Source organism: Leptotrichia sp. SK-5, assembly GCF_055387215.1.
Genome location: NZ_AP028931.1, coordinates 762,249 through 773,437, shown reverse-complemented (window position 1 = coordinate 773,437; position 11,189 = coordinate 762,249). Strand labels below are relative to the sequence as shown.

10 protein-coding genes are annotated in these 11,189 nt (G+C 30.4%); 2 read left to right on the top strand and 8 right to left on the bottom strand.

What is annotated here, in order from left to right; translation table 11 throughout:
* Nucleotides 1-8: 8 nt before the first annotated feature.
* The 5 genes from ACZ5B9_RS03905 to ACZ5B9_RS03885 form a co-directional block, all read right to left on the bottom strand.
* A complete protein-coding gene (locus ACZ5B9_RS03905; RefSeq protein ID WP_464422173.1) occupies nucleotides 9-929 on the bottom strand; it encodes a DDE-type integrase/transposase/recombinase in 921 nt (306 codons plus the stop codon).
* A gap of 220 nt (nucleotides 930-1,149) precedes the next feature.
* Nucleotides 1,150-1,566: an acetyl-CoA carboxylase biotin carboxyl carrier protein gene (accB, locus tag ACZ5B9_RS03900; protein ID WP_021770008.1), complete on the bottom strand. Its 417-nt coding sequence runs from the start codon at nucleotides 1,564-1,566 to the stop codon at nucleotides 1,150-1,152.
* A gap of 95 nt (nucleotides 1,567-1,661) precedes the next feature.
* Nucleotides 1,662-2,666 carry a 5-oxoprolinase subunit C family protein gene (locus tag ACZ5B9_RS03895; RefSeq protein WP_464423439.1) on the bottom strand — a complete coding sequence of 335 codons (1,005 nt, stop codon included), beginning with the start codon at nucleotides 2,664-2,666 and terminating at the stop codon, nucleotides 1,662-1,664.
* Nucleotides 2,666-3,412, bottom strand: coding sequence for a 5-oxoprolinase subunit PxpB (gene pxpB / locus ACZ5B9_RS03890; protein ID WP_464423438.1), 747 nt, complete (start codon nucleotides 3,410-3,412; stop codon nucleotides 2,666-2,668). The genes ACZ5B9_RS03895 and pxpB overlap by 1 nt, the downstream gene beginning before the upstream one ends.
* A 21-nt stretch (nucleotides 3,413-3,433) precedes the next feature.
* Nucleotides 3,434-4,651, bottom strand: a complete 1,218-nt coding sequence (locus tag ACZ5B9_RS03885; protein ID WP_021770005.1) for an NRAMP family divalent metal transporter — start codon at nucleotides 4,649-4,651, stop codon at nucleotides 3,434-3,436.
* 678 nt (nucleotides 4,652-5,329) lie between these two features.
* Between ACZ5B9_RS03885 and ACZ5B9_RS03880 the strand changes: the two genes are divergently transcribed.
* Nucleotides 5,330-6,622, top strand: a complete 1,293-nt coding sequence (locus tag ACZ5B9_RS03880; RefSeq protein WP_464423437.1) for an OmpP1/FadL family transporter — start codon at nucleotides 5,330-5,332, stop codon at nucleotides 6,620-6,622.
* Nucleotides 6,623-7,395: 773 nt separating this feature from the next.
* Nucleotides 7,396-7,779, top strand: coding sequence for a hypothetical protein (locus ACZ5B9_RS03875; RefSeq protein WP_071125324.1), 384 nt, complete (start codon nucleotides 7,396-7,398; stop codon nucleotides 7,777-7,779).
* A 10-nt stretch (nucleotides 7,780-7,789) separates the two neighbouring features.
* Here ACZ5B9_RS03875 and ACZ5B9_RS03870 read toward each other — a convergent pair whose 3' ends face one another.
* The 3 genes from ACZ5B9_RS03870 to ACZ5B9_RS03860 form a co-directional block, all read right to left on the bottom strand.
* Nucleotides 7,790-8,494: a radical SAM protein gene (locus ACZ5B9_RS03870; RefSeq protein WP_464423436.1), complete on the bottom strand. Its 705-nt coding sequence runs from the start codon at nucleotides 8,492-8,494 to the stop codon at nucleotides 7,790-7,792.
* A gap of 15 nt (nucleotides 8,495-8,509) precedes the next feature.
* A complete protein-coding gene (locus ACZ5B9_RS03865) occupies nucleotides 8,510-9,229 on the bottom strand; it encodes a queuosine precursor transporter (RefSeq protein ID WP_314016039.1) in 720 nt (239 codons plus the stop codon).
* 168 nt (nucleotides 9,230-9,397) lie between these two features.
* Nucleotides 9,398-11,179 carry a L,D-transpeptidase gene (locus ACZ5B9_RS03860; RefSeq protein ID WP_464423435.1) on the bottom strand — a complete coding sequence of 594 codons (1,782 nt, stop codon included), beginning with the start codon at nucleotides 11,177-11,179 and terminating at the stop codon, nucleotides 9,398-9,400.
* Between the last annotated feature and the right edge of the window lie 10 nt (nucleotides 11,180-11,189).

Here is an 11,189-nt window from a genome sequence, read left to right as displayed (position 1 = left end):
TCTTTAACCTACTGATTTTCCTTGTACTCTTTTAATACTTCATTTGGACTCTTAAAGCCCAGTACTTTTCTTGATATGTTGTTGTATCTTGTATTGTATTTCCTTATTGCCCTTAACAGTTCTTCCTTGCTTTTAAATTTCTTGTCCCCATAGTACTTGCTGTCAAGCCTGTGGCTTCTTTCCACTTTTCCATTCTCCCATGGCGAATATGGACGGGTTGTCACGTACTCTATCCCCTTCTCCTCCAGTTTCACCTCAAACAGCGTTTTCTTATCACTTTCAGAATTTGTGAACTCTTTCCCATTGTCTGTCTGAACTTTCTTTATGTCAAATCCCAGCTCCCTTTCCAAGTTCTCTAGAAACTTTGCGGTCTGATAGGTGCTTTTTTCATCTGCTATCCTTAACACTCTTTTTCTTGTATATTCATCTAATGCCGTTATTTGATAATACTTCTGGTCACGTGTGCCAAACTGTATGCATTCTTCCGGAACATATTTTATGTCTATCTGTACTCTTTCCCCAGGGTACTTCGCCTGTTCAGCCTTCTTTTTTCTTTTATGCGGCTTTTTAATGTTTTCTTTGGCATTGCCCTTCATTTTCCTTATTATCCTGCACATTGAATCGTATGTACGGCTGTAGCCTTCCTTTCTCGCTTTGACATAAACTTCTGCCAGCCCTTCATAGCCAAATTTCCTGTATTTTTTCATAACCAGTTCTATTTCTTCCTGCGTGTGCTGGTTTGGGTGGCTTTCAGGTCTTCTGCTTTTTGGCAGAAGAGACTGGACTGTGCCGTCGTATCTGTCTCTCCAACGTTTTATCTGCTGACGTGATGTTTTATATTTCACTGCTGCCTTTGAATTATTATTATGTTTTATTGCATACTCAATTGCCCGTTGACGAACACGGTATATTTCTGATATACTACTCATATGAAAGGTTTCTCCTTAATGTGGTTTTGGTTGGCTTACATTATATCAGAAACCTTTCTTTTTTTGTATATTCTTGTCACATATGTATTATCTCACAACATATATGTGTTTTTTTAACTTAGAGTTTTGTTTTTTTAATTTTATTAAAAAACAAAAGAGCTATCTCAAACTTAAAGATAACTCTAAAATTGTTACTTTTTTATAATATTCTTATTCTAAATTATATTTTTTTTACTCTAAATAACGGCTGACCGTATTCCACTTTCTGTTCATTGCTCACGAGTACAGCTTCTATTTCACAGTCAAAATCACAGTTTATTTCATTCATTAGTTTCATTGCTTCTACAATACATACTGGTTGCCCTTTTTTTACAGTATCGCCTACTCGCACGAAAGCTGGAGTTTCTGGAGAAGCTGCTGAATAAAAAGTTCCTACTATTGGTGAAGTGATAAAACTTTCCTCATCTGGCTCTTCCACAATTTCGACTTTTTTTTCTATATTTTTTGAAATACTTTGAATTTCTATATTATTTTCACGCTTTAAATTGATTTTTAAATTTCCTTCTTCAACTGTAATTTCTTTAAGCGTTGATTTTTCTATAATTTCTACTAATTTTTCAATTTGTTCTAAATCCATTTTTATTTTCCTTTCTGAAAATACGCTCAATTCCTTTAACAAAATAATAAATAAAACAGGATATTGAGCTAAATTTTTAACTTTTAAACAATAAATTAATCAAATAAAGTCTCAAGTCTTTTGGACACAAATCTCACATCCAGCACTTCCTTACAAGGTGCATGAATTTTTTTTCTAAATTGTGTAAATTCATTCATTTCTTCAATTAAAAGATTTTGTGCTTCTTCTACACTGATTGCTTTGAAACGAATTTTATGATCTGCTTTTCTTTGTACCAATTTTGGCAAATCCACTGTTACAACTGTCGCTATTTTGGGATATCCTCCTGTTGTCTGTCTATCTGCTAGTAAAATAATTGGTTTTCCATGTGCAGGAACTTGTATTGCTCCCAATGCTATTCCATCTGATATTATGTCAGCCGATTCTTTATGTGCAATATAAGACCCTTCTATTCTACAACCCATTCTATCAAAATCATTTGTAATTGTAAATTCACTGTTTAAAAATGTTTTTTTCCCTTCTTTTGTAAAAAGATTATCTTGCGGTCCCATTATTACACGAAGCACTTCATCTTCCTGATTAAATTCATCCAGATCAAGCGTTCTTGAAAGAAAATATGGCAAATACCGCCTTCTTATTCTAAAAGAAATATAATCTCCTTCTTTTAAATTACGTCCTTTAAATCCACCAATCCTGCATTTCATATTTGTAGAACGACTTCCCATTATTACTGGGATATTTAAGTAGCACGAAAAAGCTATATAACCTCTTACACCTGTTCTTGCACCTTGAAATTCAAGCACATCGCCTTTGTTAATATAGATTGCAGTGTACATTGGGGCAGGCTTTTTATTAATTAATGGCTGAAAATCACCACCTGTTATTGCAATTATTGTTTCGCTTGTAAATTCAAGTGTCGGTCCAATCATTGTAAATTCAAGAACAGCCTCATTTTCAGGATTGTCAATAAGCATATTTGCAATTTTAAAGGAACGTACATCCATAACTCCAGATGTTCCAAAACCTTGACTCTGATACCCTGTTCTTCCAATGTCCTGAACAGTTGTTAAAAGTCCGCCTTTTAAAACTCTAAAACCCATTATTTCACCTCCTCTATATACACAACACACTCATACTTATCATCATTTACTTCTTTTTCAATTTTTTCAAATTCTTCTTGTGAAATTGGTACAAAACGTATGTAATCTCCTGCTTCAAATAAAATTGGAACTTTCCTGTCAGGATTATATGTTTTTACTGGGGTTTTACCTATTAATTGCCAGCCTCCTGGTGATTCCAGGGGATAAATTCCAGTTTGAGCTCCACCAATTCCCACGCTTCCAGCAGGAATTTTTATTCTCGGATTAGCCAGCCTTGGCGTATGAATTTTCTCATCAAGTCCACCTAAATAGGAAAATCCGGGTAAAAATCCAAGCATATAAATCAAATAATCTTTTGAACTATGGATTTTTATAACTTCCTCAACCGAAATATCTGCATTTTTTGCTACAAATTCCAAATCAGGTCCGTGTTCTCCACCATAGCAAACTGGTATTTCATATATTTTTTTAGTTTTTACCTTTGTATCTACGTTTAATTTCATTATTTTATTCACTCTATTCAATAATTTTGCATATGTAATAACACGTGGGTCATAATGTATAAGAAGTGAACAAAATGCTGGTATCATATCCATTACCCCTTCTATATGTTGTTCCTTTATCAAATACGCAAGTGATGTAATTTTTCTATTAATTTCAGGCGATATAGCTTTTGGAAATTCAATTAAAATAGCTGAATCTCCTTCGGGAAGTATTTTTACTTCTTCCACCTGTTTTCCTGTCATTCCTATACCTTCTTTCTGTTTTTAACTAAATAATTTTGCTAAATTTCCTAACGAGGCTATTCCTAAATATGCTGTAATTAATACAACGATAATTCCCAATATTAAAAGTACTTTCGGATGTTTATAATTTTCTCCCATAATTGATTTTTTTTGTGAAGCAATCAAACAAATTCCCAAAGTTACAGGTAAAATAAGTCCATTTAATGAACCTGCCAAAATTAACAATGTTGTAGGATTTCCCGCAATTGCCATTATAATTGTTGAAATTATAATAAATCCTATTATTACCCATTTTTCATGTTTTTCAATATTTTTATTAAATGTTTTTAAAAAAGATACTGAAGTATATGCTGCTCCAACAATTGAAGTAATTGCCGCACTTAATAGAACTAAACCAAAAAATCTATATCCAATTTCTCCAGCTCCTTGACGAAATGCATCTGCTGCAGGATTTTCAGCCGCCAAAGTTACACCCTTAATTACTACTCCCAACACTGCTAAAAATAATAGAACCCTTACAAGTGTTGCAATTCCTATTCCCATAATTGAGCTTCTATTTATTTCAGCCAGATTCTCTTCTTTTGTGATTTTTGCATCAATCAATCTATGTGCTCCTGAAAAAGTAATGTATCCTCCAACAGTACCACCAAGCAACGTCAAAATCGCAGGAATCAAGTTTGAAATACTTTCACTTGGGACAAAAGTATCTTTAACAGCCAGGCCTATTGGCGGTTTAACAATTAAAATAACAATAAATATTACAACTATCATACATCCACCAAGCACTTTTGTAAGCATATCCATGGCCTTTGTTGCATTTTTTAGCAAAAATATTGTTATCGCAACACCACCAGAAATAAAATATCCAGCCATTTTTGGAATACCAAGCAAAGCATTAAAACCTAACGCACTTCCACCTACATTTCCAATATTAAACACAAGTCCACCTAACGCTACAAGAAACGCTACAAAATATCCAAGTCCTGGAAGTAATTTATTTGCCACATCCTGTCCACGCAGCTCGCTCACACACAAAACACGCCACACATTAAGCTGCACGATCATCGCAAGTAACACAGACACCAATATTACAAATCCAAAATTTGCCTTCACATCATTCGTAAATTTAGCTGTCTGTACTAAAAATCCCGGTCCAATAGCAGATGTTGCCATAATAAATGCTGCTCCCAGTAGTACACTGCTATTTTTTGACTTTTTCTCTACATTGTTTTTACTCATAGTCTTTACCACCTTTACTAAAATTTTTCCTTCAACCTAATTTTCACATTGATTCGTTCTAAAATTTAAGTTTTTATTGTGAAATTGGTTTTAGAATACTTATCTATGCTATAATTATAGTATATAAATTATATATTGTCAAAGGTTTAATCATATATTTTTTTTATGTTTTAATATTTTTTTATAATGCTTAATTTATTTTACAAAAAATTTTATTTATGTATAAAATCCATTTAAAAATAAACTTATACTAAATCCCATTTAAATAACGAACTTAATTACAAACTTTTTTAATAAAGGATATAAAACTAGTATTTTCAAATAGTTAAAATCTTAAAAATTCTATAATAAATATACAAAAAATAATAAAAATCAATTTAGTTGAATAAATATGAATTAGCTATTATACAACCCTATTATAAAAATTTATTCCTATTTTAACAGGGTTTAGTATTATAAATTACAACTATTCTTTTAATCTTAAATTTGACTAATTTTTATAAATTCAACGTAAAAAAATAGAATATATTTATATAACTTATATACTAAATAATTTTGTAATCAAAATAAATTTGTTGACTTTTTATATAACGCATGTTATATTATTATGTACTTAGATTTTTATTATTATAATTTAAAGTATAAAAATAAATTATTAATACAAAAAGGAGAACTTTTATGAAATTAAAAATAGCAATTATGTCAATTTTATTTACAATTTTTGCAAATGCAGCAAGTATTGACTATTTATCAAATAACTCAGCATCATACTTTCAAAATCCATCTCAAACTGGACAAATTTCTGTAGAAGGTGTATTTTACAATCCAGCAGGAACTGTATTTTTAGACGATGGAACTTATATTAATGCAAATTTACAAAATTCATTAATTGAAGAATCAATGACATTAAAAGGAAAAAAATTTAAATCAGACAGATATGCAGGAGCACCATCATTTAACCTTTTACACAAAAAAGATAACTACTCTCTTTTTGGAAACTTAAGTGTTATTGCAGGTGGAGCTACTCTTCGTTATAAAAGCGGTGTAGCGGGAATTGAACTCGCTGGTGAAACTTTTAATAACTTAACAGGTGGTAAACTTGGAGCAACTGTTGTAAAAAATCGTTTTACTGGACAAAACCGTTACTATCAGCTAATGCTTGGAGGAGCATATAAAATTAATGACAATTTCTCTATGTCAGGAGGATTAAAATATGTTTATGCTCACAGAAAACTTGATGGAGAAGCTCAATATGACTACAATACTCGTGTAGGTTCAGCAATTGGACTTAGCAAAAACTATTTATCAATGAATTCAAAACGTAACGCCAAGGGTATTGGAGCAGTTATTGGATTTGACTACAAACCAACTGACACATTAAACTTTGCCATAAAATACGAAACTCCTGTAAAATTAAAGTTTAAGTCAAAAGCACAAGAAGACAACAAAATGCTACTTGCAAGACGTTCTCTTGGAATTTCATTCTTTTATCCTGAATATGCAGATGGTGTACATTCAAGACGTGATTTACCAGGAGTATTGGCTTTAGGAGTATCAAAGGATATAAATAAATGGACTCTTTCCAGCGGATATACACATTACTTTAACAAAGCCGCAAAAATGGATAGATTCAAGTACAACGACGGATATGAACTAAACTTCGGAGTAGATTACAGAATAAACGACAAATTCACTTGGCACGCTGGATTCAATTACGCAAATACAGGAGCCAAAAGAGTATCATTCTCTGATGTAGAATTTGCAATAAACTCCCAGATTTACGCAACAGGAATAACTTATAAACCAACAGAAGCTTCAGAATGGAAATTCGGAATTGCCCATGTAAACTACAATGCTGCCAATGGAAAACGTGAACAAACTTCACTTCCAGGAATCTACATTGATAAATCAAAAGTAAAATATGATAAAAATATAAATGTATTTACACTTGGCTACACACACAAATTCTAATTTAAAAAATTTATCAATTTTATAAAACTTTAAAGACAAACTAAAAAAATTTGTTTTTAAAGTTTTTTTATTGTATAATCTATTTAAAATCTATTCTTTGAAAGCAACAATTAAGTTATTTTCTAAATTTTTTTTAGATTATTTTAGTTAATAATGGTTTTTCCTTTATTTTTATGTTTTTTATCTTTTTAAAGCAAGGGAAATCAATCGCCATTTCCCTTGCAACCCTGGCTCGTCTAAGCATTTTTTTGAAATGAAATTGAAACTCGCTTTTTAATAAAAGTTATTATCAACTCTTAAACTAATTATAACTTAAATATTTTGAAAAAGCTCAAACAATCAATTTCATTCCAAAAAAATCACGACACTTTTTAGTTTAATTATAATGGTTAATTTAACTAAAACAAAAATCTCGGAAATTTATAACAAATATTATTTTTAACAAATTTTGATTAATTTTCATTAAAAAAGTTTAAATTATAACAAAATAAACTTTTTTAATTTTAATAAATCGACGGAGCTTTTATTTGTTCAACTACGACTGTTTGACGACTGTAAGGAGGAGTTTCGGAGTTGGGCAAATAAAAGTCGTAGTCTAGCCATAGGTGCAGGATTTGCGGCAATGAGCAATCCTGCGAAAATATAAAGAGAAGGAACATAATAAAAATAGTAAAAATCGTTATTAACAAAAAAACTGAAGAAAATTTAGAAAATAACTTAATTGAATATTTAGAAAAAATTTATATAATTAAATAAAGAAAGAAGGAAAAAAGATGATTTTTTTAGATAAGGCTATTTTGTACTTAACGCAAAATATTGAAAAACCACGTGAAATAATTGAAGAAGAACTTGAATTTGTAATAAAGCAAAGTATTTTAAACTATTTAGTGAATGAAAAAGGGATAGATATTAGTGAACTTTCTGATTTGAATGTAACACTTGTTATAGATTTTGAAGATGATTTGACTAACAATCGGAAAAAAATGATTGTGGAAGAATATATGTTTGAAGTAAATCATAAAAATAATCCGCTGGTTCGTACTTTTAGACTTGGAACTGACAATGAGCATTATGTCCGAAGTGATTTAAAGGAACTGGAAAATGAAATTGATATGTTTGAAAATGGAATTGGAGTTTCAAAAAATAAAGGGGAATAATCCCCCTTTTTTATTGTACATATACTCCAAAATCTTTATTGTCCACTAGAATTTCAATATTCTTCTTTTTGTTTAACTCTGGATAAATTTCTGTCAAGAACCATTTTACAAGTTCCTCATCCCGCTCCACTTTTGTATCATTATTCACAAATACACTTAAGGCTATTTCATCAAAATACTCTTGTGCAAGTTCTATATCTCGTAAAATCATTTCTTTTGTCTGCCCTTTTATACAAATCATAAAAAGTCCCATCTTATATTCTTTTTTTATTTTTTCCAAAACTTTATCATTTGTAATAAAATTCTTGGTAAGCACTTTTGTTCTAAATTCATTATCAAAAGTTTCCATTCCAATAGCAAACCGTACTTCCTGCTCACTAAAATATTCCCTAATTTCATTAAGCCTGTTTATATACCCAAAATACGCTTCAAAATACAATATTTTTATATTTTTCTCACGGCAAACTTCCTTAATTTTAGAAAGCGTAAAATCGTTCAGCTCAAAAACAGAACCAGAGTTTATAACCTGTAAAACTCCTTTTTCACCAGTAATCTGATTAATCGCCTCTAAATTTACTCTGTTCATTTCCTCTTCATCATCTGTATTATCCAAAATATAATTACAAAATGCACATTTTCCATATGCACAGCTGAACCCTTTTAAAAGCACTATTTCTCTAGGATTTTTTTCTTTTATTACACTATATCTTATCATTTTTATTCCTTTTCATTAATCTTCACTTACTTTTCCGTTATTTTTCCAAATTGTCGCAATATATACAAACGGTGTATCCAATAATGCAATTACTACTTTTAGGAAATAAGTTGAAAATATAATTACAATTATATCACTTAATGGATAATCCCCTAAAAATGCCATAAATGAGAAAACTATATTATCAAGTATTTGGCTCAACATTGTACTTGCATTATTTCTAATCCAAATATCCTCAAAACTTGGACGTAATTTTCTGATTGCTTGATAAGACCATATATCAAATGCTTGTGAAGCTGCAAATCCAGTTACACTTGCTATTGCCAGTCTTGGCATAAATCCAAATATTTGACTTAGTGCACCTTGCATATTGTCAGACGGTGCTACCTGTATTTTTAAGACAATTTGCATAATAAAAGTTGTAAACAGCATTGAGGCAAATCCTAATGATACCACTTTTCTAGCATACTTTTTTCCTTCATTTTCTGAAAGAATATCTGATGCTAAATAAATCCCGCCGAATGCAATATTTCCCATCGTTGTATTCACACCAAACAAGGTCATCATCTTCCCAACCTGAATATTTGCAATAACTATTGAAAGCGGTACAATTGAAAGCAATCCTGCCTTTCCCCAAAATCTATAAGCTAAAATAACTGCTGTAAAATTAAGCAACAGGTATCCTAACCACATTAATTCATTTACTCCAAACTGAAAGTTTCTAAAAAATTCCAAAATTTTTCCTCCTTATAATTTTTATTTTTTATTTTTTGTTTAATTAAAATTTTCCCTATTTTTTTAGACAAATAAAAAACACACACTATCCTTTTGAATAATATGTGTTTCCAAAAGGTTTTTTTTAGAGATGGATTTTCCCAAACATCTGAATTAATTTTTAATTTATTATTTAACTAACATAACTGTAGGAACACTAGGCACTCTAAATCCTTCTGAATGTCCAGGTGTCGAATTTCCTAACCATTCATAGATAAACTTAATCTGATCATCATAATGTCTTATACATTTATGAGATTCTGGATAAGTTCCAATTTTTTTAGCTGTTGCAGCCTTCCTTTGTTCTCTCGTGTTTTTTGGTTCAAACACCGATGGTATACTGTGCATGTAACCTCCACCACTAAATCTTATGGCATTTTTTGCATCTCCTACAACTGTCTTATTATCTGAGCCTGTATATTGCATTACAGGTTTAGAATAAGCGATTAAAAAAGTTCCGTAAGGTGTAGCAAATGAGTTTCCAGCATCCTTACCAGTTGTTACAAATGAAGAAGTTATTACATTCCAGTTATCTCCAGCTTTTTCTATAATCATTTCATTCTGGCTGTCTCTGTCAACATAGATAAATCTTGTTATTTCTCCGTTAATTCCCGCATCTTTTAAATATTTTCTTGCAGCAGGCTTTAAATAATAAACGCCATTATCATAAGCATCTATTTTTACTTTTATGTATTTATCTGTTTCCTCTTCGATAACCATAATTGTTCTATCTGGAATGTTTATGTAGTCTTTAAAACTCTTATCAGTATATCCATATTCACTTTGATTTGGACGGTTTCCAAATTTATCTCTATTTCCTGACTTGCTTCCGCCAAGAGGTATATAGTTATCTAAAACGTATAATTTTTTATTTGATGAAACTGCATTTTTTATAAATTTATTTGTTTTATCAACTTTTTTCATCATATCGTTCCAGTCAAATTCACGTTTTTCAACAGCTGATTTTGGAATATACCCAAGTTGATTGTCAAAAAATACTTCATACCATTCATCTGATTTATTTCCAGTATTAGTTTTAACAATTCCTGTTGTTCTGTATTTATGAGAATATGCTGCTGACTTTATGGCTTTAGCATTAGAATTTGGTTCTTTTCTTATACTAGTCGCTGTTTTTACAAATACAAACTCATCCATTTCTCTTGGAGAATGCTTATCATATTGAAAATTAAATGTCAAATTTTTTGGTCTTTGACTATTAAATTCCTTAACATATGAATACTGCCCTCTTAATGAATTTGTATTTTTACGTTCTTCTACTATCTCTTTTATTTCTTTTTCTTTAGGTTCATCTTCTTTTTTCTCAATTACAGAATTTTGAGCCTTTTCCATATTAGACTGTTTTGAAATTTCTACAGGTTTATTATTTTCTACGGTTGGGCTGTTTTTCTGATTTCCTTTAGAATCCTCTGTATTTTTTTTTTGCGAAACAGGTTTTTTGTCTGTTTCGTTAGTTTTAGTCTCTTTTGCTGGTAATACTATTTCTTGTTTTTTCTCTGGTTTTGGAGTCTGTGTTTTTTGTTTTTGTGCAGACGGTACTCCACCTTTTTTAGGATATTCGGCTATAAATCCTTTTATAAAGGTATCAAGTTTTGCTTCAAATTCAGATTTAGTTATTGTTTTTTCTACACTTTTTCCTTTTGTAAATTTAGCTTTTTCATTAAATACATATGGAGTAAATTTTAAATACACATTATTTCCTTCTACTGCATAATCCACATCTATTTTATCCTTAACTCCATCTCCATCTAAGTCAGGTTCGAGCGAAATCTGCTTCCATTCTAATTTTTTTGCTTCTTTTGGTGCTGAAAAAGTATTAGTTGATATTACAGAAAGTATTATCAATGCTACTATTGAAAATTTTATTTTTTGTAAATTTATTTTATTTATCATAAATTTATTT

What these genes read in the sequence shown, in the direction of transcription:
- ACZ5B9_RS03905 (WP_464422173.1), bottom strand. Translation starts at nt 929, where the DNA reads ATGAGTAGTATATCAGAAATATACCGTGTTCGTCAACGGGCAATTGAG.
- accB (WP_021770008.1), bottom strand. Translation starts at nt 1,566, where the DNA reads ATGGATTTAGAACAAATTGAAAAATTAGTAGAAATTATAGAAAAATCA.
- ACZ5B9_RS03895 (WP_464423439.1), bottom strand. Translation starts at nt 2,666, where the DNA reads ATGGGTTTTAGAGTTTTAAAAGGCGGACTTTTAACAACTGTTCAGGAC.
- pxpB (WP_464423438.1), bottom strand. Translation starts at nt 3,412, where the DNA reads ATGACAGGAAAACAGGTGGAAGAAGTAAAAATACTTCCCGAAGGAGAT.
- ACZ5B9_RS03885 (WP_021770005.1), bottom strand. Translation starts at nt 4,651, where the DNA reads ATGAGTAAAAACAATGTAGAGAAAAAGTCAAAAAATAGCAGTGTACTA.
- ACZ5B9_RS03880 (WP_464423437.1), top strand. Translation starts at nt 5,330, where the DNA reads ATGAAATTAAAAATAGCAATTATGTCAATTTTATTTACAATTTTTGCA.
- ACZ5B9_RS03875 (WP_071125324.1), top strand. Translation starts at nt 7,396, where the DNA reads ATGATTTTTTTAGATAAGGCTATTTTGTACTTAACGCAAAATATTGAA.
- ACZ5B9_RS03870 (WP_464423436.1), bottom strand. Translation starts at nt 8,494, where the DNA reads ATGATAAGATATAGTGTAATAAAAGAAAAAAATCCTAGAGAAATAGTG.
- ACZ5B9_RS03860 (WP_464423435.1), bottom strand. Translation starts at nt 11,179, where the DNA reads ATGATAAATAAAATAAATTTACAAAAAATAAAATTTTCAATAGTAGCA.